The sequence below is a fragment of the Saliniferula longa genome, assembly GCF_050789285.1.
In the GTDB taxonomy this organism is placed as follows: domain Bacteria; phylum Pseudomonadota; class Alphaproteobacteria; order Rhodobacterales; family Rhodobacteraceae; genus CAVPWP01.
In genome coordinates this window covers 1,091,654-1,113,500 of record NZ_JBOUVX010000002.1, presented here as the reverse complement: position 1 = coordinate 1,113,500, position 21,847 = coordinate 1,091,654, and the positions used below count along the sequence as shown (strand labels likewise).

The window sequence follows — 21,847 nt, the reverse complement described above, 5'->3', positions numbered from 1 at the left end:
CGCCGCCCGCTCAGACCCACTTGGCCAGCGGAGGCAGGCTCATCAGAACGGCGTTCGCGTCGTGGCCGGTTTCAAGCCCAAACTTCGTGCCGCGATCGTAGACGAGGTTGTATTCCGCATAGAGCCCGCGGTGCACAAGCTGGGTGTCCTTGTCGGCCTCGGTCCACGCCATGTCGCGGCGGCGTTCGGTGACCGGCACGAAGGCCTTGAGAAAGGCGCGCCCCACGTCCTGGGTGAAGGCGAAATCCGCCTCCCAGTCACCGGTGTTGTGGTCGTCGTAGAAGATCCCTCCGACGCCGCGGGCCCGCCCGCGGTGGGGAACGAAGAAGTACTCGTCCGCCCAGGCCTTGTAGCGGGGGTAGTACGCCGGGTCGTGCAGGTCGCAGTGCGCCTTCTGCACGCCATGGAAATGGGCGGTGTCCTCGGCATATTCGATGCAGGGGTTCAGGTCCGAGCCTCCGCCGAACCACCAGGCGTGCGGTGTCCAGAACATGCGCGTGTTCATGTGGACGGCCGGCGTATGGGGGTTCTGCATGTGCGCCACAAGGCTGATGCCGCTGGCCCAGAAACGCGGATCGTCGGCCATGCCCGGAACGCCGCGCGCGGCCATCGCCTTCTGCGCGCGCTCGCCGAGGCTGCCAAAGACGGTCGAGACGTTCACGCCGACCTTTTCGAACACGCGCCCGCCGCGCAGAACGCTCATCAGGCCGCCGCCGGCGTCCGAACCATCGTCGCTGGCGCGCGTGGTCTGGGTGACGTCGAAGCGGCCCGGCGGGTTGTCCGCGAAGGGTCCGCTGACCTGGGTGTCCTCGAGCGCCTCGAAGGCGGCGACGATGTCGTCGCGCAGGCTGCGGAACCAGGTCGCGGCACGGGCCTTCCGGTCGTCGAAATTCTCGGTCATCTGTGATCTGCCCCTTCGCCCTGACCCGCGCGCATCTGGCACTTGCGCCTTATACATGCGGGTTTATCGTGCCTGACATGAGACGCAAGTATCTGGCCCTTCTCCTGCTGCCGCTTGCGGCCTGCGCGACGCCGAAAGAGCAATGTGTCGCGGCGGCCACGCAGGATTTGCGCGTGCTCGACACGCTGATCCTCGAGTCGCGGCAGAACATCTCGCGCGGCTATGCCGTCGAAGAGGTGATCGTGCCGAACGTGGGCTTTTCCTACTGTTTCGGCAACTGGGGCACCAACACCGGGGTCAGCTTCTGTTCGAACAACACGGTGCGCACCCGCGAACAGGCCGTGGCCATCGACCTCGAGGCCGAGCGTCGCAAGCTTGCCGGGCTTGAACGTTCCCGCAGCGAGGCGGTCGAACGGACACAGCGCGCCCTTGCCGCCTGCGAGGCGCAGTTCGGGGCCTGACGACCAGGCGCGACCCTGCAAGCGTCAGTGCGCCGGCACGTGCACGGCATCGACAAGGGTGCGCCCGCCATCCACCGTCAGGATCTGTCCCGTCATGAAGGCCGCGCCTTCCGAGGCGAGGAACTGCGCCACCTCGGCCAGTTCGTCGGCGCCCGCGATCCGGCCGAGGGGGGTCGATTCGATGATCTCGTCGCGAAACTCGTCATGGTCGCGCAGCACGCCCTGAAGCGAGGCGCTCATGACGGAACCCAGCGCGATGGCGTTGACGCGGATCCGGTGCGGTGCAAGCGCCACCGCCATCGACCGGGTCATCTGGTCAAGCGCGGCCGAGGACACCGAATAGGCCAGAAGCTCGGGTTGGGTGCGGCGCGCGGCGATCGATGACAGGTTGATGATCGACCCGGCGGGGGCTTCGGGGTCACTCGCCTCTTCCGCCTGCCGGATCATGCGGCGGCCGAAGACCTGGGTGATCCTCAGCGCCGTCACGAGATTCTGTGTGAGAAGGTCGAGAACGCCGTCGTCGTCGGCGTTCATCGGGTCGGACGGTTCCATGCGGCGATAGCCGTTCACAAGGATGTCGACCCGGTCGAAGCTGTCCAGCGTCGCGGACAGGAGGTTCGCCACCGCAAGCTTCTCGCGCAAGTCGCCGGCGAACGACCGGGCGCGCTCGACATCGCTGCCAATGGCCGAGATCTCGCGCTCGAGGGCGTCTTCATCGGGATCGACGAACATCACGTTCGCACCGCGGTCAAGAAAATGCCGGGCGATGGCAAGGCCCACGCCGCTGCCCGCGCCGGTCACGACCGCGGTCTTGCCTTCGATCGAAAAGGTCATGCTTCAGCCTCGTCTTGCTGTGCGCGGTCGCGCGGCCCGGAAGAGTTTGTAGCGCGCATCGCCGCCGACGTCCTGCACCTCGGCGAAAGCCTCGGCGAGGGTGGCCTCGTAGGGCAGATGGCGGTTCGCGACAAGCCAGAGTGTCCCATGACGTTGGAGCATCCCGGCCGCCGCGCGGATGAAGGCGCGGCCGATGTCGGGCGCGCCCTTGCGGCCGTCGTGGAACGGCGGGTTCGTCACCACGGCGTCGAAAGGGGTGTGGGGACGGAAGGTGGTGACATCGTCCCAGTGAAACCGTGCCCGCGGGTCCGCAAGGCTTTCCCGCGCACAGTCCAGCGCCACGGCGTCGGCCTCGACCAGGTGAACCTCGGTCACCTTCGGTACGGCGAGGATGGCGCGCGCAAGCCATCCCCAGCCCGCGCCAAGATCGGCCACGCGGCCCGAAAGCGCGCCCGGAAGGGCCGCGGCAAGCAACGCCGATCCCGGGTCGACGTGATCGGCGGAAAAGACGCCCGGCCGGGTGACCATGCCGTCAACTTCCAGCGGGCGGGACGCCCAGTCGGCGAATTCCCCGCCCTCGACCACGAAAAGCTTGCCATGCGCTTTCGACAGCGCGTCAGACACGCGGGCACGGCCGCGCAGCGCGCGCAACAACGGCTCGACCCCGTCGGTCTTCTGTCCGTCGACGATGATGGGGCCGTCGGTCAACGCACGGGCGGCGGCGATCCGCGCGTGGGCGGCGTCCTTCGATCGCGGCACGATGACGAGGGCTGCGGCATGGGGGCCGCTGGCAGAGGGGGCCGGTGCGGTCAAGGCATGCCAACCCGCCCTGAGCAGGGCCTGATGGCGCGGGAAATCGGTCTGGATGACATCCGTGCGGTCCCGCGGAAGCGCATCAAGCGTGTCGCCCACCTCGCCGCCGAAGACGGCGATGCGCCCCTCGTCCGGCAGGCGCAGAAGCCCGGTGTCGAGGGCAAGGGAAAGACGCGAGGCCATGTCAGGGTCGGCGCCGCGCGCCTATTCCTTTTCCATGGTGCATTGCAGCGGATGCTGGTGACGGCGCGCGAAGTCCATCACCTGCCCCACCTTTGTCTCGGCCACCTCGTAGGAAAAGACGCCGACCACGGCGAGCCCCTTCTTGTGCACCGTCAGCATCAGCTCGAACGCCTGGGCGTGGCTCATGCCGAAGAACCGCTCGAGCACATGAACGACGAACTCCATGGGCGTGTAGTCGTCGTTTAGCAGCATCACCTTATAAAGAGGCGGACGCTGGGTGCGCGTCTTCGTTTCGGTCAGCACGACGCTGGACGGACCACCTGGTTCGTCCTTGTCTGCCATGACTATGGGCTGAGACCTACGCACGGAAATCGGCTGCACCACTCTGTCGACCGGGTTGCGGCCACAATATAATCTGTGCGTCTTTGGTGAAAAGGGGAACATCGGGGAAATGGCGGAAAGACGGCTTACGACCATCGGATTCGATGCCGACGACACGCTTTGGCAAAACGAGCAGTTCTTCCGCATGACGCAGGAACGCTTCGCCAATCTGCTTGCCGATTTCGCCGAGCCCGGGCCCCTGTCCGAGCGCCTGCTTGCCGCCGAGCGCCGAAACCTTGGGCACTACGGGTTCGGCATCAAGGGCTTCGTGCTGTCGATGATCGAGACAGCGATCGAGGTCACGGACGCACGGGTGCCGGCCTCGGTGATCCGCGACCTGATCGAAGCGGGACAGGACATGCTGTCCCATCCGATCGAGCTTTTGCCGCAGGCGCGCGAGGCCGTCGAGGCACTTGCGGGCAGCCATCGACTTGTCCTGATCACCAAGGGCGACCTTCTGGATCAGGAACGCAAACTGGCGCAATCGGGTCTGGGCGAGCTTTTTTCGGGGGTCGAGATCGTGTCGCACAAGACGCCGGCGGTCTATGCCGAGGTCTTCGTGCGCACCGGCGACGGGCCGGAACGCGCGATGATGGTCGGAAACTCGATGAAATCGGATGTTCTGCCCGCGCTGTCGGTCGGAAGCTGGGGCGTCCATGTCCCGCACGACCTGACCTGGGAACTGGAACATGACGCGGCACCGGTCGGCCACGCGCGCTATCGCGAGATCGAGGCCCTGGGGGAATTGACGCCGCTGGTCGAGGAGATTGGATGACAATGCATGTTGTGGCTGCAGCAACAAAGACCACAAGATATGGGATGAAGACATCAAGACACGCACCGAAGTTCTTGAATCAAGGGTGTTTTCCGGGGCCGGCCTTCATGCTAGAGTGATGCAAATCAGCGAACCGGGCAGCAGATCCGGTCGCGTGAGGCAGTGAAAGGCAGGACGCGTGGGAACTCTTCGGCAGTGGGCCCGAACCGGGCTGTTTCCGGCGATTATCTTTGTCATCTGGATGGCGCCCGCGACAGGCTTCGCGGCCCCCTTCGCTTCCATGGTGATCGACGCGCGCTCGGGCGAGGTGCTTCAGTCGACGAATGCCGACACCCGGCTTCACCCGGCCTCGCTGACCAAGATGATGACGCTCTACATTGCCTTCCAGGCGGTGGAAAACGGCGAACTCTCGCTTGATACCGTTGTGACCATCTCGCAGAAGGCGGCGTCCGAACCGCCGTCGAAACTGGGTCTTCGGGCCGGCCAGAAGATCAAGCTGCGCTACCTGATCCGGGCGGCAGCAATCAAGTCGGCCAACGACGCGGCCACCGCCATCGGCGAGGCGATCTCGGGGTCGGAAGCCGCCTTCGCTCGGCGCATGACGCGCACCGCACAGGCGATGGGGATGACGCGCACGACCTTCAAGAACGCCCATGGGCTGACAGAGGCGGGCCACCTGTCCACCGCGCGCGACATGACCATCCTCGGTCGCCATGTCTTCTATGACTACCCCGAGTACTACAACATCTTCTCGCGCATCACGACCGACGCGGGGGGGAAAGAGGTGGCGAACACCAACCGCCGCTTTCTGACAAGCTACCGCGGCGCAGACGGGATCAAGACGGGCTTCACCAATGCCGCAGGCTTCAACCTTGTCGCCTCGGCCGAACGCGGCGGCGAACGGATCATCGCCACGGTTTTCGGCGGCACCTCGACCGCGGCGCGGAATGCCAAGGTGGCCGAGCTTCTGGATCTGGGCTTCCGCAAGGCGCCGACGCGCGTCGCCGTGAACCGTCCCGCCAAGCCACGCTACGACCCCAGCGACCGCGCCCCGGTGGCGGTCGCCGACGCAGGCACGCCGCCGACGACGACGACCGAAAAGACCCTTCGGGTGGTCGGCGCCGTGTCGCGCAGCATGCGCCCGCTGCCACGGCCCGACCAGGCCGCACCGGCGGACGAGATCCTGCTTGCCATGCAGGAAGAGGTCGACAACGCGCTGGCCGGGGTCACCGGCGTCGTCGCGGCCGAAGCTGCGCCGCCGGAAGCGCCCGAGGACCCTGCCCTTGCGACCGTCACGCCCGCGGCGCGGCCCGAGGACCTGATCGCCGAGGCCGACATCGAACCCTCTGACGCCCAGGCGGCGGACGTGGCCGTCGAGCTTGCGCTGGCCGAGACGCTTCAGGACCTTCCGATGGGCGAGGACGAGGTCACCGACATTACGCCGGCCATGGCCGAGGGCGAGGACGGGCCGGAACCGGACGTCGAGGTGGCGCGGCTTCTTCCGGCCTCGGCCGTGGTGACGCCGCTTCCGCGTCCCAGCGAGCTTCGCCTCGCCGTGCCGCCGACGGTCGCGCCCAAGGGACCCGAGGTCGTGACGCGCATGTCCACATCGGGCGGGCGGCACTGGGGGATCAACGTGGGCCACTTCGGCAACCGCAACCAGGCCGAGCGGATGCTTCTTCAGACCGCGCTGGTCGAACTCAGCACCCTGGAACAGGCGCTGCGCAAGGTCGTGCAGGCGCGCGGCGGGTATGACGCGAACTTCGTCGGCATGACCGAGGAGCAGGCGGCGCTGGCGTGCCGGCGCCTGATCGCGCGCAGCGTGGAGTGCCAGACACTGGGGCCAAGCGACTCGTGACATCCGCGGGCCGAAGGCCCCCTAGCCCACCGCCTTGACGTCGAAGGCCGCCGCCATCAGCGCACGGGTATAGGCGGTCTTGGGGGCGCCGAAGATCTCGGCCACGGTGCCGTCCTCGACCACGTCGCCGTCCTTCATCACCATCACCCGGTGCGACAGCGCCCGGACGACTCGAAGGTCATGGCTGATGAACAGATAGGCCAGCCCATGCTTGCGCTGCAATTCGCGCAGAAGGCCCACAATCTGCACCTGCACCGTCATGTCCAGCGCCGAGGTCGGCTCATCGAGGACGACCAGCTTCGGGCGCAGGATCATCGCCCGGGCGATCGCGATGCGCTGGCGCTGCCCGCCGGAAAACTCGTGCGGATAGCGGTGCATCGTGGCCGGGTCCAGCCCCACCTCGCCCATGATCTCGGCGACGAGGTCGGCTCGGTTCCGCCCCGGTTCGCTGCCATGAACGGTCAGACCTTCGGCGATGATCTCGGCCACCGTCATGCGGGGGCTGAGGCTGCCATAGGGGTCCTGGAAGACGATCTGCATGTCACGCCGCAGCGGGCGCATGCGACCCGACTTCCAGCCCTGGATGTCGTCGCCCAGAAAGATCACCGGCCCTTCGGAGGCGATCAGACGCATGATCGCCAAGGCCAGCGTTGTCTTGCCCGAACCGCTTTCGCCAACGATTCCCAAGGTCTCGCCCGCGCGGACGCTCAGCGTGGCGGCATTGACGGCCTTGATGTGCCCGACCGTGCGGCGCAGGAACCCGCGCTGGATCGGGAACCAGATGCGCAGGTCGCGCGTCTGGGCGATGACGGGGCTGTCGGCGGGCACCGGATCGGGCGCGCCGGTCGATTCCGCCGACAGAAGCATCTGCGTATAGGGATGCTGCGGGGCATCAAAGATCTCGGCCACCGTGCCATGTTCGACGATCTCGCCGTCCTTCATCACGCAGACCCGGTCGGCGAAGCGGCGCACGATGCCAAGGTCGTGGGTGATGAACAGCATCGACAGCCCGGCGTCGCGCTTGAGATCGGCCAGAAGTTCCAGGATCTGCGCCTGGATCGTGACGTCGAGCGCGGTGGTGGGCTCGTCCGCGATCAGGACCTCGGGGTTGTTGGCCAGTGCCATGGCGATCATGACACGCTGGCGCTGGCCGCCCGACAACTGGTGGGGGTAGCTGTTCAACCGCACCTCTGGGTCGGGGATGCCGACCTTGGACAGAAGCTCGATGGTGCGGGCGCGCGCGGCCTGTCCGCTCAGGCCCTGGTGGATCGACAGCACTTCGCCGATCTGCCGTTCCAGCGTGTGCAGCGGGTTGAGCGAGGTCATCGGCTCCTGGAAGATGAAGCTGATCTGATTGCCGCGGATCGCGCGGAGGCGCGCCTCGGTGGCGCCCACCATCTCTTCGCCTGCGTATCGGACCGATCCGCCGATCGTCGCGCTGTCGGGCAGAAGCGCCACGGTCGACAGCGCCGTGACGGATTTGCCCGACCCGGATTCGCCCACAAGGGCGACGGTCTCGCCCCGGCCCACCTCGAACGAGACGCCGCGAACGGCCTGCGTCGTGGCCCCGTCCTGGCGGAAGGACACGGTCAGGTTCTCGACCTTCAGGACCGGATCGCTCATCGGAAGGTCTTTCTGGGATCGAAGGCGTCGCGCACGCCCTCGAAGATGAAGACAAGAAGCGACAGCATGATCGCGAAGGTGAAGAAGGCGGTGAAGGCAAGCCAGGGCGCCTGCAGGTTCTGCTTGGCCTGAAGCGTAAGTTCGCCCAGCGAGGGCGCCGACGACGGCAGCCCGAAGCCCAGGAAGTCAAGGCTGGCAAGCGTGCCGATCGTGCCGGTGATGATGAAAGGCAGCATGGTCAGCGTCGCCACCATCGCGTTGGGCAGCATGTGGCGGAACATGATCGTGCCGTTCGACACCCCAAGCGCCCGGGCCGCGCGGACATATTCGAAGTTCCGCGCGCGCAGGAACTCGGCCCGCACCACGCCGACAAGCGCCGGCCAGCCAAAGAGCGCGGTGAGAAAGACCAGCAGCCAGAAACTTCGGCCCAGGATCGCGAACATGATGATGATGATGTAAAGCGACGGCGTCGACACCCAGATCTCGATGATGCGCTGGAAGGTCAGGTCGATCCAGCCACCGAAATAGCCCTGCACGGCACCTGCAACGATCCCGATGGTCGAGGCGATGACGGTGACGATCAGCGTGAAAAGGATCGACAGGCGGAAGCCGTAGATCACGCGGGCGGCCACGTCCCGCGCGGTGTCGTCGGTGCCCAGCAGGTGCACCCCGTCGGGCGGGCTGGGGGCCGCGCCGCCGATATCGTTGATCGTGTCATAGCTGAACGGGATCGGCGGCCAGATCATCCAGCCCTTCTGGATCGTTTCGCCGTTAACCACGCCGGTCTTGGCCTGCGCCAGGATGCCCTCGGGGTCGTCGAAACACGCCTCGAGGCCGCCCGAAACGATGAGGCACTGCACCTCGATGTCCTTGTAGACCGCCTCGGTCCGGAAATCGCCGCCGAAGGCCGTTTCGGGGTAGAAGCGGAAGATCGGCATGTGCAGTTCGCCCTGGAAGCCGACCAGGATCGGCTTGTCGTTGGCGATGAACTCGGCAAGGAGCGACAGTCCGAACAGGATCCCGAAGATCCACAAGGACCACAGCGCGCGGCGGTTTCGCTTGAAGTTGGTCCAGCGCCGCTGGTTGAGAGGCGAGAGCCACCCGCGCGGGCGCGCCGGCGGCGGCGAGGCTTCGGGCTGCGGCCCGGGTTCGGGCGCGGGGGCAAGCGGTTCGGCGACGGGCATCTCAGCTTTCCCGCGTTCCGAAATCGATCCGGGGATCGATCAGGACATACATCAGGTCCGACAGGATCCCCACCACCAGACCGATCAGGCCGAAGAAGAACAGCGTCCCGAAGATCACCGGATAGTCACGGGCGACGGCGGCCTCGAACCCCAGACGCCCCAGCCCGTCAAGCGAGAAGATGGTCTCGATGATCAGGCTGCCGCCGAAGAAGACGCCGATGAAGACGGCCGGAAAGCCCGCGATCACGATCAGCATGGCATTGCGGAAGACGTGGCCGTACAGCACGCGGGCCTCGGTCAGGCCCTTGGCCTTGGCGGTGATGACGTACTGCTTCTTGATCTCGTCGAGAAACGAGTTCTTCGTCAGAAGCGTCAGCGTCGCGAAGGCCGCTATGGTCGAGGCGAACACCGGCAGCGCGATGTGCCAGAAGTAGTCGACGATCTTGCCGAACAGCGAAAGCTGGTCCCAGTTGTCCGACGTCAGGCCCCGCAACGGGAACCACTGGAGGTACGAGCCGCCGGCGAACAGGACAAGCAACAGGATCGCGAAGAGAAAGCCGGGGATCGCGTAGGCCACGATGATCAGGCCGCTCGTCCAGGTGTCGAAGGACGTGCCGTCACGCACCGCCTTCCGGATGCCCAGCGGGATCGACACGACATAAGCGATGAGCGTCGACCACAGGCCAAGCGTGATCGAGACAGGCATCTTCTCGAGCACCAGGTCCACGACGCTGATCGAGCGGAAGTAGCTTTCGCCGAAATCGAAGCGGAGGTAGTTCCACATCATGTTCAGGAAACGCTCGACCGGCGGCTTGTCGAAGCCGAATTCGCGTTCGAGCTCGGCGATGAACTCGGGCGGCAGACCGCGTGCGCCGACATAGCGCTCGTCGCCGCCCCCGCCACCACCCTGCTGGAGCATCTCGGACGACCCGCCCGAGATCCCTTCGAACACGTCGCCGCCACCCTCGATCCGGGCGATGATCTGCTCGATCGGGCCGCCGGGGACGAACTGCGTCAGGGTGAAGTTGATCACCATGATCCCGAACAGCGTCGGGATGACCAGCAGCAGACGTCGAAGGATATAGGCGCCCAAGACCCCGCCCTTACTTCAGCGCGCCAGCGGCGCGCAGCCGCTCGGCGCCGGCGGCGTCGTGCCACCAGAAGTCGAGCGTTCCAAGCGCCAGCGGCGGCAGCGGATCGGGATGGCCGTACATGTCCCAGTAGGCGACCCAGTGTTCGGCCTTTTCCCACTGCGGGACCCAGAAGCCCTGCGCGCGCAGCACCCGGTCAAGCGCGCGCACCCGCGGCTTAAGGTCGTCCAGCGTCTGGGCGGCGATCACCTCGTCGATCAGACGATCGACCGCCGGGTCCCGCAGCGCCATGATGTTGCGCGAGCTGTCTTCGGCTGTTTCGCTGCCGAACCATTGCTTCAGACCGATGCTCGGCTCGAAATCCTGTCCGGGCGAATGGTTCACGAGGTCCCAGTCGCCGGTACGGCGGCGTTCGACGTATTGCGCGTTGTCGACGCGGTCGAGCTTGGCGTTGATCCCGATCTGGCGGAGGTTTTCGATGTAGGGGTTCACGATCCGGTCGAAGGATGGGTTGAACTGCAGGAAGACCGCGTCAAGCGTCTTGCCCTCTGCGTTGCGCAGAAGTCCGTCGGCGCCTGGGGTCCACCCGGCTTCGGCAAGCAGGGCCGAGGCCTCGCGCAGGACGCGGCGCGGCGGCAGGTTCTGGCCCGCCTCGTTCACGGGCGGCAGGACCGCGGGGTCCGTCAGGATGGTCTCGGGCAGCAGACCCTCGGCCACCAGCGGCTCGAGCACCGCGCGCTCGGGCCCTTCGGGTACGCCCTCGGCGGCAAGGTCCGATCCGCCCCAGAACGAGAACGAGCGCTCGTAAAGGCCATAGAAGAGCGTGTCGTTCGCCCATTCGAAGTTGAATAGCATCCGCACCGCATCGCGCACGCGCGGGTCCTGCCAGGTGTCGCGCTTGAGGTTGAAGACAAAGCCCTGGGCCGTGCCGATGTTGCCATCGGGCAGCGTCGCGACCTTGACGTACCCGTTGGTCACCGCCGGAAAGCCATAGGACGTGGCCCACTCCTTGGAACTGCCTTCGATGCGCATCGTGTATTCGCCGGCCTTGAACGCCTCGAAGGCGGCGGCGCTGTCGGCGAAGTATTCGATGCGGACCCGGTCGAAGTTGAACCGGCCGATGTTGATCGGCAGGTCGGCGCCCCACCAGTCGGGGTCCTTGGCATAGACGATGCTGCGGCCGAAATCGGCCTTGTCCAGCACGTAGGGGCCGGTCCCGAGGAACGGCACGTTCGAGCTGTCGTCAAGCCGCGCGCCGGTTTCCTCGAACCAGGCCTTCGAAAACGGGTTCCAAAGACCCACAAGCCCCATCCGGTCGCGCTTGGGGGCCTCTTCGTTGAACTCGAAGCGGATCTGATGGGGGCCAGTGACCTCGATCGAGGTGAAGTAGCCTTCGATCACGTTGCGAAACTCGGCGATCCCCTGCTCGAGGAAGAGGTCGATGGTGAACTTCAGGTCCTCGGCGGTCATCGGGGTGCCGTCCGAGAAGGTCACGTCGTCGCGCAGGTTCACGACGACCCAGTCGAGGCTTTCGGGATATTCGACCGTGGTGCAGAGATAGCAGTATAGTCCATAGGGATCGTCGGCGGCCGAGATCATGAGGTTCTCGTACATCAGGTCCGTCGACGCGGCCGGAACGCCCTTCCGGGTATAGATGTTGAAGCTGTCGAATCCGCCCTGCGCCCAGAGACTGACCTCTCCGCCCTTCGGCGCGTCCGCATTGACGTAGGCGAAGGCCTCGCCCGGGCCGTACTTCAGCGCTCCGAAGTTCGAATAGCCGTGGCTCACGATCACGGGCGCGTCGGTCGCGGCGCCTTCCGTCTGGGCGAAGGCGGCGGCCGCGCCCCACATCATCACGATCAACGACCCCAGCGACAGGATGAAGGATCGTCGGCGGGCATCCTCGGACAGGCGGCGACTGGTCGCGATGGCGCGGGCGGGGCGATGCGGCATGGGCGTTCAACTCCGTCGGATGCGGTGGCGTTTCGCAAGCCTACCACTAGGCATCTAGGTTATTTTTCGCAAAGACGAATGTTCAAGTCGATTATCCGTGAACGACGGTGAACTCGGCCCAATCGCCCGCACAGGCAAACGGCCGCTCGCGCGGGCGAACGGCCGTCGGAGATGCGGAAAGCGGATGGTTCAGCCGCCGAAGGTCGCCAGATAGGCGATCAGGTTCGCCCGGTCCCCGGCGTCGCGCATGCCATTGTAGCTCATCGCGGTGCCCGGCGTGTAGCCCTTCGGATTCTCGAGGAAGGCGTCGAGGTTCTCGGGCGACCATTCGCCCTCCTGTTCCATCATGGCCGAAGAATAGCCGAAGCCTTCCGCGGCATGCTTCGGCCGTCCCACGACGCCCCACAGGTAGGGACCGGTGCCATTCGCGCCCTGCTCGAGTTTGTGGCAGGCCGCGCAAGCCCGGAACAGACGCTCGCCCGCCGCGGGATCGGCGGCGGCGAAGAGCTCTGCGAAGGGGACTTCCTCGACAACCTCTTCCTCGGCGGCGTCGTCTTCGCCCGTCGGGATGACGTAAGCCTGTTCGGCATCCTTGCCGTGCCCGCCGGTGTGATAGAGTGTTTCCGCAAGCCAAGCGCCCATGAGAAACACCAAAAGCGCGCCGCAGACCGAGGCGACGGCCTTGGTGATGGTCATAGTGTCGAACATGTCGCGTTCCGTCCCATTCAAGTTTGCGGGCTATGTATCCGCTTCACTCGGGGACGTTCAAGGGATATCAGGCGCGACCAAACGACCGCCGCAGACCCGGCCGTCCTGTCAGGAACCACAAGCAAAAAAGACCACTTCCCATGTCCGGACGCATCGCCTTCCAGGGAGAGCTGGGGGCCTATTCCCACCAGGCCTGCCACCAGACCCATCCCGAGATGGAGGTGATGCCCTGCCGGACCTTCGAGGACGTGATCGAGGCGGTGCGCACGGGCGCTGCGGATCTGGCCATGCTTCCGGTCGAGAATACGACCTATGGTCGGGTGGCCGACATCCACCGGCTTCTGCCTGAAAGCGGGCTGCACATCGTGGGCGAGGCCTTCGTGCGGGTGCATATCAACCTTCTGGGCGTGCCGGGATCGACACTTGCAGAGATCCGCGCCGCCTATTCGCACCTTGTCCTTCTGCCGCAATGCGCGACCTTCCTGCGGGCCCACGGGATCGAGGGGCGGGTCAGCACCGACAACGCCCGCGCCGCCCGCGACGTGGCCGAGGCGGGCGATCCCACAATGGGCGCGCTCGCGTCCGAGATGGCGGCCGAGGTCTATGGGCTCGACATCCTCGCCCCCCGGATCGAGGACAACGACCACAACACCACGCGCTTCCTCGTCATGTCGCCCACGCCCGATTACAGCCGCCGGGGCGAGCACGGCATGATCACCTCGTTCGTCTTCCGGGTCCGCAACATTCCGGCCGCGCTTTACAAGGCGATGGGCGGGTTCGCGACGAACGGCGTCAACATGACCAAGCTTGAAAGCTACATGGTCGACGGCCAGTTCACCGCGACACAGTTCTACGCCGACATCGAGGGCCACCCCGAGGACCGCAACGTGCAGCTCGCGCTTGAAGAGCTCGACTACTTCACCAGCGAAATGAAGATCCTGGGCGTCTATCCCGCGGATATCGAGCGGCACTGAAGCGCGCCGGGGGGCCCGTGGTTCCGAACAGACGTCAGGCGGGTCGAAAGACTGCTGGCGCTTGACGATGGGCGCTATAGGACGCAGTCGTTCCGACAGAGCGCGCCGCGCAATCTGCGGCATACGCAGAACGCAACGGCATCAGCGCGCTATCTGCCCGTAATCTGCAGACTGCGCGCGCCACCAGCATATATGCGGCATCGATCCTCTCCGAAAGCGGCAGGACAAACTTGCCCCCGTGCCGAAACGGCCCTGCCAGACCACCAATCGTTAGGACTTGCGGCCAAGTCTCCCCGTTCGCCAGCATCCAGCGAACGCGGGCCGAGCCTGGCCGGCATAGCTCTTGACCATGGGGCGTTATCCGCCGACCTTGCCCCAAAGCGGCATCTCAATTGGGGAATGTCGGTTCAGCATACCGAGGCGGAATGACAAGCACCCGGCAGGACGACGCGGATAAGGAAACCGCGGACGGCACAATGCCCAACAGCGTGGCGGACGCTCAGGGTATCAGCATTTCAAGATCTCCAGCCTTACTGGCGGTCACGGCAATTTCCGCCAATAATTCCATCGAATTCGTTCGTCACGTCTTTGAGTGCTTTCGGGCACACGAACCAATTGCGATTGTGCGCCCCGGCCTGGACCTTCACGAATATCCCGGGCTTGTCGCCGAGCGATCCGTGGCGCCAGAAGCAGGTGGCGGCTGGGGAAAGGAAAGCTTCGTTACCTGCAGCTCAAGCGACCCTGCGCAGATCCTGTTTTCATCAGGAACCACGGGACGACCAAAAGCCATTGTACTTAGTTATCTGAATATTTCTGATGTCGTCGAACGCCTTAACGGCGTGATGGAACTTGATACATCAGTGCGCGAGTATGTCGGTGTTCCTGTAACTTATTCATTCGGCCTAGGGAGGGTTCGTGCAGTTTCCGCCGCAGGTGGACGCTTCTTCCTTCCCGAGCGCTTTGATCCTCTCCAGATTCGATCGATGCTGGACAAGGAAGAGATCAATGCAATTTCCGCTGTTCCAACGCTCTGGCGTCTTATACTGAAGTCGCCCGACGTTATCGGGTCTGCGGGTCGCCTTGTCCGCTGGATCGAGATCGGCAGTCAGCATATGTCGGCCGACGAGAAGCGCATGATGATGCAGCTGTTTCCAAATGCCAGGATCGTCCAACACTATGGGCTGACCGAAGCTTCGCGGACCACTTTCTTGACGCTCTCGGAAAAACCGTCAATTGACCTAGAGAGTGTCGGAACCGCTGTGTCCCCTGCAAAAGTACGTATTGGACCGAACGATGAGATCTACATTCGTGGAGATCATGTCGCCTTGGGGGTTTTGGACGAAATTGGCGAGATCATTGATCTCAAGGATCGGGAGGGCTGGCTCCACAGCGGAGACAGGGGAAGTCTGTCTGACGGATGCCTGACATTTCTGGGGCGTCTGGACGACCAAATGAACATCGGAGGCATCAAGTTATCGGCCGATCATCTTGAGAGGGCCATTTCGGATCTGTGTGGAAGTCCCGATGGATTTGCAATCGCCTCAGTTCCCGATCCCTTGCGCGGCGACACCGTACTTCTTGCACTGACAGAAGAGGTGCGCGACCGGAAGAAGTCGATCGTAGCGGCAGCCGAGAGTGTACTTGCCCGTTCGGGGATCGACCCGCGTGGCAACCTCCATGTGTTTTCCGTGGAGTCTATTCCGCGAACGGGGAATGGGAAGATCAAGCGCTCGGAACTTCGAGGGCTCTGGAGCGCGAGGGAACCTACCGTTGAAGGTCGTGACGACGGGGGCAGAAAGGGTCGCTTCTCTCTGCGGACGCTGGCAAATGAAGTGCTTCGCCGCCGAAGGGGCACGGTTTCTGACGTATTCCAGGCCCATTTCCCGCGCGACCGCGTGTCTTCCGATGCCTCTTTCAACAGTCTTGGGGGCGACAGCCTGAGTTACGTCGCGGTTTCCCTCGAACTTGAGTCGCTGCTTGGTCATCTGCCCGAGAATTGGGCGAACATGAGCATAAGCGAACTGAATGCCCATTCGCCCGTCACTCGATGGTTCGTTCCGCTGGATACACCAACGCTTGTGCGCGCGCTTTCCATCATGCTCATCGTCGCGGGTCACTTTGATGCGTTGAACTATGGGGGCGGCGGCGCATATGCGCTTTTCGTGGTTGCGGGACTCTCGTTCAGCATGTTCACACTGCCGCAGGTGCTCAGGGTTGGAAATGTTGCCGCGATACAGGTCTTGGCAATCAGAATCGCACTTCTGACGCTCTGCTACACGCTACTGAACCTCGCGGTGACTGGCTATGGAGAATGGCCGGCCTTTCTTTTCATTGGAAGCTGGATTTCTCCAACAGTTGAAGGCTCGGCTTGGTTCATCGAGGTCTATCTGCAGTTACTTTGCATATTGATGGTCGTGCTCTCGTTTCCAGACGTCAGGCGCACCATCCAGTCGAACCCCTTCCGCGCCTTCGTGACAGCTGCTGCAATCTCCGTCGGGGTGGCGGCAATGTCGGATGCACTTGTCGATACGCATCACCTGTATCGACGACTTCCACATCTTCTGGCCTGGGTCTTCTTGACCGGAGTTGCGGCGGGCCTAGCCAGTTCGACCCTTGAACGAGGGATTGTCTCAGCGGTCCTCCTGCTCGGCGTCTGGCAGTTTGGAAACTACGAGATGATCAAGCCGGGATACTTTGTCTTCGCCGCCCTGGCGCTGATCTGGGTGCCGCATATCCCCATGCCGAGGACAGTGTCCATGGCGCTCCGCTTTATCGCGGGCGCATCCCTGATGATCTATCTGTCTCATTTCCAGTTCGCCGCACTCAGCCGCGCGCTGTTTGGAGATCATCCCCAGTTGTCCTGGCTTGTGGCCATAGTCGGTGGAGTCCTCGTCTGGAGACTGTACGAGCCGGTCGATGCTTGGCTCAATCGACGCATTCAGGGCATCCTAGGTCGAAATCAGCACATGCGACCTGAAGGAAGCCGGCCACCGGAATGAGAGGCCGTCTTGTCAGATCGTCCTGCCCACGATGAGTGTGCAAGATCAAAGGATGATGGGCATTACCCCGCCTCGATCGACCGGGCAAGGCCCGCGACACGGATGCGGAATCGTTCCTGAAGCGCGCCCTTTCCCAGCCTCAGCGGCTGGATCAGAAGGCGTCCCGACAGGGTGACGGGGCGCAGGTCGACAACGATGCGCAGGCGGGTCCGCGCCTCGCCCAGCTCCGTCATCTCGACTTCGGTCAGCCCCTCGATTCCGCCGATCGTCGAGGCGACGGCATAGCCCCGCCCCGGGGAGAAGGCGGTGACCTCCGAACGGACCTCGCGCAGCTGGCCGCGGATCGGGGCCAGCGCGGTCCAGCACATGCCGACGTCGGGCGCGGGCAGGCTGTCAAGCCGCGTCAGCCGGACGCCGCGCCCCTCGGCCAGTCGGGCGAGCCTGGGATAGTCGGTCATCGCGGCAAAGACGCGGTCGGCGGGGGCTGCGATCTCTTCCCGTGCGGTCAGGTTCATGTGGCCTCCGTCAGTCCAGCCTGTCCGCGACCCAGTGCGACAGAAGGAACTGCGCGATGGCGCCCTTCCGCGCGGGCCTGATCTCGGGATGCTGTCCGGCCAGCGCGGCGGCGATGTCTTCGCGGCTGACCCAGCGGGCGCTTTCGATCTCGGCCGGATCGATGGTGATCTCGCGCGTCAGCGCCTCGCCCCGGCACCCGAACATCAGCGAGGACGGGAACGGCCAGGGCTGCGAGGCCAGGTAATCGACACGGCCGACCCGCACGCCGGCCTCCTCGAAGACTTCGCGGCGGACCGCGCCTTCAAGCGTCTCGCCCGGTTCGACGAACCCCGCAAGAAGCGAAAACATGCCCTCGGGCCAGCCGGGCGAGCGGCCAAGAAGGACGTCGTTGCCGTGGGTGATCAGCATGATCGCCACCGGGTCTGTGCGCGGGAAGTGATGCGCCCCGCAAGCGTTGCAGGTGCGCTGCCAGCCGCCCTGCGCCACGATCGTCGGCGCGCCGCAGCGGGCGCAGAAGCCGTGCGTGGAATGCCAGCCAAGGATCGCCTTGGCGGTGGCGGCCAGTTCGGCCTCGCGCGGGGAAAGGCCCATCATCACGGCGCGCAGTTCGGCGAACACATGGGTGGCGGGAAGCGCAGGGTGACGTTGTTCGGAAGGGTCGAGGAAGGCGCCAAGCGTGTCGGGCACCTCGTCCGGCTCCCAGGCCGAAAGGTCCATGGCGAAATAGGTCGTTTCCCCTTCGCGGCCAAGAAAGACGGACAGGCCCGCGTGTTCGCGGAAAAGGACGGTGTCGAAGGGCATCAGGCCAAGTCGACGATCCTCGCCCACGACAAGCGGCTTGCCGCGCCAGAGCGGCAGCACACGCGTGCCGGGGCTTTCCAGCAGGCGCGCGAGGACGCCGGAATCGGCCCGCAGGTCGCCTGCGCGGTCAAGCGACGAGCCGCCGAATGTCACCGTTTCCGCGCGCCTCATGGAGTTCCCGGCCCCTCACCCGCAATCCTGCACCCGCCTTGTGCAACCGCCATGCCACGCAGCTTGCGCAAAGGCAATCATGGGGCAAGATTCAACCTTGTATTGCATCCCGGATTCCATCTTCACTCACACAGATGGTTGGCGTTGCCGGAACGTCGCGCATTGCGGTCGGGATCATGGTACCCTGCGAGTCGTCCCCCAAAGCTCCGAGGTTGCTGCCATGGCCCTTTCGCACTTCCATTCGCATTTCCACCCGATGAGCCGCCGGACCTTCCTTCTGACCTCTGCCGCCGGCGCGTCGGTCACCTTGGTGCATCCGTTCTCGGCCCATGCAGCGGCCGGGCAGGCCCATCTCCGCCTGATGGAGACGACGGACCTGCATGTGCATGTCTATCCCTACGACTATTACTCCGACCGACCGGTCGACACGGTGGGTCTTGCCCGGACGGCCGCCCATGTCGCGGCGGTGCGGGCCGAGGCCACGAATTCGCTGCTGCTCGACAACGGCGACTTCCTGCAGGGCAACCCGATGGGCGACTACATCGCCTACGAGCGCGGGATGTCGCCCGGCGACATGCATCCCGTCATTGCCGCGATGAACACGCTGGGCTTCGACGCCTCTACGCTGGGCAACCACGAATTCAATTACGGGCTCGAGTTCCTGATGAACGCGCTGGCCGGCGCGGCCTTCCCGGTCGTCAGCGCGAACGTGGTCAAGACCGCGGGCGCCACGCCCAGGGACGACGTGACGCTGGTGCCGCCCTACGTGATCCTTGACCGGACGCTGATCGACGGGGCGGGGCAAAGCCATCCGATCCGCATCGGCGTGATCGGCGCGGTTCCCCCGCAGATCATGAACTGGGACCGCAAGCACCTGGAAGGCAACGTCACCGCCCGCGACATCGTCGCGACCGTCGCGGCCTGGGTGCCGCAGATCCGCGAAGCCGGCGCCGACATCGTCGTGGCGCTCAGCCATTCGGGGATCGGGCCGGACGCCGCCGAAGACGGGATGGAGAACGCAAGCGTGCCGCTGGCCGCGATTCCGGGCATCGACGCGGTCATGACCGGGCATCACCACCTCGTTTTCCCGGGCCCCAACTATCCCGCCACCGCCGCCGTCGACCCCGAGGCTGGGACGCTCCACGGCAAGCCCGCGGTGATGGGCGGGTTCTGGGGCTCGCATCTCGGGGTGATCGACCTCATGCTTGAACGCGACGGGTCGTCCTGGCGCGTGGTGGGCTTCACTACCGAGACGCGGCCGATCTTTCAGCGCAACGAGGATCGGTCGATCACCGCGCTTGTCGACAGCGACCAGGCGGTGCTGGCCTCGGTCGCGGCCGAGCATGAGGAAACGCTGGCCTACGTCCGCCGCGCCGTGGGCAAGACGGCCGCGCCGCTGCATTCCTACTTCGCGCTGGTGGCTGACGATCCGTCGGTCCAGATCGTCAGCCAGGCGCAGGAATGGTACATCGCCGAGATGTTGAAGGGCACGGCCTTCGAGGGGTTGCCGATCCTGTCGGCGGCCGCCCCCTTCAAGGCGGGCGGGCGCGGCGGGCCGGACTATTACACGGATGTGCCGGTGGGCGACGTCGCGATCAAGAACGTCGCCGACCTTTACCTTTACCCCAACACCGTGCGGGCGGTGAAGGTCACGGGCGCGCAGCTGAAGGGTTGGCTGGAACGGTCGGCGGGCATGTTCAACCAGATCACGCCCGGCGCAGCCGACCAGGTGCTGCTGAACCCGGACTTTCCCAGCTACAACTTCGACGTCATCGACGGGGTCACCTACCAGATCGACTTGTCGCAGCCGGCGATGTTCGACCGCGACGGCGCCGTGGTGAACCCCGGCACGCAGCGGATCGTCAATCTGATGTACCAGGGCCAGCCCGTGACCGAGGGGATGGAGTTCGTGATCGCCACCAACAACTACCGCGCCTCGGGCGGCGGCAACTTCCCCGGGGCGATGGGTGACACGATCATCTTCGAGGGGCCGGACACCAACCGCGACGTGATCGTGCGCTACATCGTCGAGGCGGGCACCATCGACCCCAAGGCCGACGGCAACTGGAGCTTCGCACCGATGCCCGGCACCACGGTCCTGTTCGACACGGGGCCCGCGGCGACTGCCTATGCCGACAGCGTGCCCGGCATGGCGATCGAACCCGCGGGCGCAGGCCCGGACGGCTTCGCGCGGTTCCGCATCACGCTGTGAGCACCGCAAGCTTTCGTGGCGCCAGCAGGAACGGCGCCACGACGCCGCAGGTATCGGCCAGCGGCAGCAGGCTCTCGGGCAGATCGAAGCCCGTCACGTCGCCCAGGAAACTGCGCCGAAGCGCGATCCGCGCGGCGACCCCCGGATGGCGGTCCTCCAGCGCCGCGCGCAGGGAAGCATCGGCGATGACATAGCCGTCCTCCATCCGGGTCGAGCCAAAAACCGGATGGTCGGGGATCACGTCCATCTGCATCGCCATGCCCGAGCGGATCGGAAGCTCGGACCCCGGGAAGATGGGTGACGAGATCCATTCGTCGGTCCCGATCAGGTGGCCGGGGTTCAGCGTGACGCCGAACCCCGCAAGCGCGTGGTCCATCGCCGCCTGCACCTCACCGCCCGGAACGCCCGGGCGCATCAGGCCGCACCAGTCCGCCATGGCCCGAAGGTAGGGGCCGACGAAGGCGTCAAGATAGTCGCGTGCCGCCTCGGGCAGGTCGTCGGGACCCTCGGCCAGCCAGCCCGCGCGACAGATGTTGGCACCCCAGTGGCCGACGTTGAACGACAGCATCCGCCCGCGCTCGATCCGCTCGCCGGTGGGGCCGGACAGGCCATGGGGCCGCACCCCGGTGGCGAAGGTGACATGGCAGCTCAGCGGCAACCCGCCGATGCCCGCCGCCTCGACCGCCGCGAAATCGGTCATTCCCTCGCGCAGCGCGAAGGCCATGCGCCTGAGCGCCGCCGCGGCCATGTGGTTGGCGAATTCAAGCCGCGCGATCTCGTCGACGGTGACGACGCTGCGCAGGCCGGTGCCGGGATGCATGCACAGTGCGGTGGCGTTGACGACCTCGTCCGCGCGCCCGCGCAGCAGGTCGGCCAGAAGCGACGGGATCTCAAGCGCATGCTCGGGGTCGCCCACTTCCTCGGCCATCCAGTACTTCCAGCCGACCGTGCCGATCCGCCCGCCCGCAGGCAGCGCCCGGTCGATGAGTGCGGCGATGCCGTCGCCACCGCGCGGCTGCGACAGAAGCGAGAACGAAGCGCAAAGAACGGCCTCGATATCGCCGGACGCCACCGCCGGCGAGGCCTGCGTGTAGGGCAGGCATTCGTTGCCGGCCAGAAGAAGCGGCGCGCCCTCCATCCGCACGATCATCAGCGCCTCTTCGAAGCGCGGATCGAAGCCGCTGGCCCAAAGAAGATTGGCCGCGTGCTCGCGGTCGCCGTAGATCGCCAGCGCCGAAAGCCCGGCCGCATCCATGGCCTGCCGGATCAGCGACATCCGCGCCGCAAGCTCGGCCCGGGTGGGGGCCGGCGGCAGCCGTGGCACCCCGAAATCCGGCCAGTCCCGGTCGATCAGGGATACGGGGAGGGATATTGGCATAGCGGCCTCCTGCACCGGCTTTGCCCGACCC

General features: G+C 65.3%; 18 protein-coding genes. 6 read left to right on the top strand and 12 right to left on the bottom strand.

Annotated elements, in window-relative coordinates; all coding sequences use genetic code 11:
- Positions 1-10: 10 nt before the first annotated feature.
- Entirely contained in the window at positions 11-901 is an 891-nt protein-coding gene (gene hemF, locus ACRDNQ_RS12030; RefSeq protein ID WP_431828888.1) for an oxygen-dependent coproporphyrinogen oxidase, read from the bottom strand.
- Positions 902-978: 77 nt separating this feature from the next.
- Between hemF and ACRDNQ_RS12025 the strand changes: the two genes are divergently transcribed.
- The gene (locus ACRDNQ_RS12025; protein ID WP_431828887.1) at positions 979-1,362 is read left to right on the top strand and encodes a hypothetical protein; all 384 of its coding nucleotides are present in this window, start codon (positions 979-981) and stop codon (positions 1,360-1,362) included.
- Positions 1,363-1,386: 24 nt separating this feature from the next.
- Here the strand turns inward: ACRDNQ_RS12025 and ACRDNQ_RS12020 are convergent, their stop codons facing one another.
- From ACRDNQ_RS12020 to clpS, 3 genes are read right to left on the bottom strand one after another with little or no spacing between them, the layout of a single operon-like run.
- A complete protein-coding gene (locus ACRDNQ_RS12020; protein WP_431828886.1) occupies positions 1,387-2,196 on the bottom strand; it encodes an SDR family NAD(P)-dependent oxidoreductase in 810 nt (269 codons plus the stop codon).
- A gap of 3 nt (positions 2,197-2,199) precedes the next feature.
- On the bottom strand, positions 2,200-3,192 hold the full coding sequence (locus ACRDNQ_RS12015) for a class I SAM-dependent methyltransferase (RefSeq protein ID WP_431828885.1): 993 nt from the start codon (positions 3,190-3,192) through the stop codon (positions 2,200-2,202).
- 21 nt (positions 3,193-3,213) lie between these two features.
- Positions 3,214-3,534, bottom strand: a complete 321-nt coding sequence (gene clpS / locus ACRDNQ_RS12010; protein ID WP_431828884.1) for an ATP-dependent Clp protease adapter ClpS — start codon at positions 3,532-3,534, stop codon at positions 3,214-3,216.
- A gap of 109 nt (positions 3,535-3,643) precedes the next feature.
- On the opposite strand from clpS, the gene ACRDNQ_RS12005 reads away from it, so the two are divergent.
- Complete coding sequence (locus tag ACRDNQ_RS12005) at positions 3,644-4,348, top strand: HAD family hydrolase (RefSeq protein WP_431828883.1); 705 nt, start codon at positions 3,644-3,646, stop codon at positions 4,346-4,348.
- Positions 4,349-4,589: 241 nt separating this feature from the next.
- Positions 4,590-6,206, top strand: coding sequence for a D-alanyl-D-alanine carboxypeptidase family protein (locus ACRDNQ_RS12000; RefSeq protein WP_431828882.1), 1,617 nt, complete (start codon positions 4,590-4,592; stop codon positions 6,204-6,206).
- A 21-nt stretch (positions 6,207-6,227) separates the two neighbouring features.
- Here the strand turns inward: ACRDNQ_RS12000 and ACRDNQ_RS11995 are convergent, their stop codons facing one another.
- The 5 genes from ACRDNQ_RS11995 to ACRDNQ_RS11975 all read right to left on the bottom strand — a co-directional run bounded on the left by ACRDNQ_RS11995 (position 6,228) and on the right by ACRDNQ_RS11975 (position 12,765).
- Positions 6,228-7,829 (bottom strand): ABC transporter ATP-binding protein, encoded by a 1,602-nt coding sequence (locus ACRDNQ_RS11995; protein WP_431828881.1) that lies wholly within the window; start codon positions 7,827-7,829, stop codon positions 6,228-6,230.
- A complete protein-coding gene (locus tag ACRDNQ_RS11990) occupies positions 7,826-9,013 on the bottom strand; it encodes an ABC transporter permease (RefSeq protein WP_431828880.1) in 1,188 nt (395 codons plus the stop codon). Before ACRDNQ_RS11990 ends, ACRDNQ_RS11995 begins: the two co-directional genes overlap by 4 nt.
- A gap of 1 nt (position 9,014) precedes the next feature.
- The gene (locus tag ACRDNQ_RS11985) at positions 9,015-10,106 is read right to left on the bottom strand and encodes a microcin C ABC transporter permease YejB (protein ID WP_431828879.1); all 1,092 of its coding nucleotides are present in this window, start codon (positions 10,104-10,106) and stop codon (positions 9,015-9,017) included.
- Between the two features lie 10 nt (positions 10,107-10,116).
- Positions 10,117-12,057, bottom strand: a complete 1,941-nt coding sequence (locus ACRDNQ_RS11980; RefSeq protein ID WP_431828878.1) for an extracellular solute-binding protein — start codon at positions 12,055-12,057, stop codon at positions 10,117-10,119.
- A gap of 189 nt (positions 12,058-12,246) precedes the next feature.
- Positions 12,247-12,765, bottom strand: coding sequence for a c-type cytochrome (locus ACRDNQ_RS11975; protein ID WP_431828877.1), 519 nt, complete (start codon positions 12,763-12,765; stop codon positions 12,247-12,249).
- Positions 12,766-12,905: 140 nt separating this feature from the next.
- On the opposite strand from ACRDNQ_RS11975, the gene ACRDNQ_RS11970 reads away from it, so the two are divergent.
- Complete coding sequence (locus tag ACRDNQ_RS11970) at positions 12,906-13,739, top strand: prephenate dehydratase (RefSeq protein ID WP_431828876.1); 834 nt, start codon at positions 12,906-12,908, stop codon at positions 13,737-13,739.
- Between the two features lie 425 nt (positions 13,740-14,164).
- Complete coding sequence (locus ACRDNQ_RS11965; RefSeq protein WP_431828875.1) at positions 14,165-16,738, top strand: AMP-binding protein; 2,574 nt, start codon at positions 14,165-14,167, stop codon at positions 16,736-16,738.
- A gap of 62 nt (positions 16,739-16,800) precedes the next feature.
- Here the strand turns inward: ACRDNQ_RS11965 and ACRDNQ_RS11960 are convergent, their stop codons facing one another.
- Both ACRDNQ_RS11960 and nudC read right to left on the bottom strand, forming a co-directional pair.
- Positions 16,801-17,253, bottom strand: a complete 453-nt coding sequence (locus ACRDNQ_RS11960; RefSeq protein WP_431828874.1) for an SRPBCC family protein — start codon at positions 17,251-17,253, stop codon at positions 16,801-16,803.
- Between the two features lie 10 nt (positions 17,254-17,263).
- Entirely contained in the window at positions 17,264-18,226 is a 963-nt protein-coding gene (gene nudC / locus ACRDNQ_RS11955; protein ID WP_431828873.1) for an NAD(+) diphosphatase, read from the bottom strand.
- Between the two features lie 256 nt (positions 18,227-18,482).
- On the opposite strand from nudC, the gene ACRDNQ_RS11950 reads away from it, so the two are divergent.
- Complete coding sequence (locus ACRDNQ_RS11950) at positions 18,483-20,438, top strand: bifunctional 2',3'-cyclic-nucleotide 2'-phosphodiesterase/3'-nucleotidase (protein WP_431828872.1); 1,956 nt, start codon at positions 18,483-18,485, stop codon at positions 20,436-20,438.
- On the opposite strand, the gene ACRDNQ_RS11945 is transcribed toward ACRDNQ_RS11950, so the two are convergent.
- Entirely contained in the window at positions 20,428-21,816 is a 1,389-nt protein-coding gene (locus ACRDNQ_RS11945) for a hypothetical protein (protein ID WP_431828871.1), read from the bottom strand. The two genes, ACRDNQ_RS11950 and ACRDNQ_RS11945, sit on opposite strands and share 11 nt — an antisense overlap.
- Between the last annotated feature and the right edge of the window lie 31 nt (positions 21,817-21,847).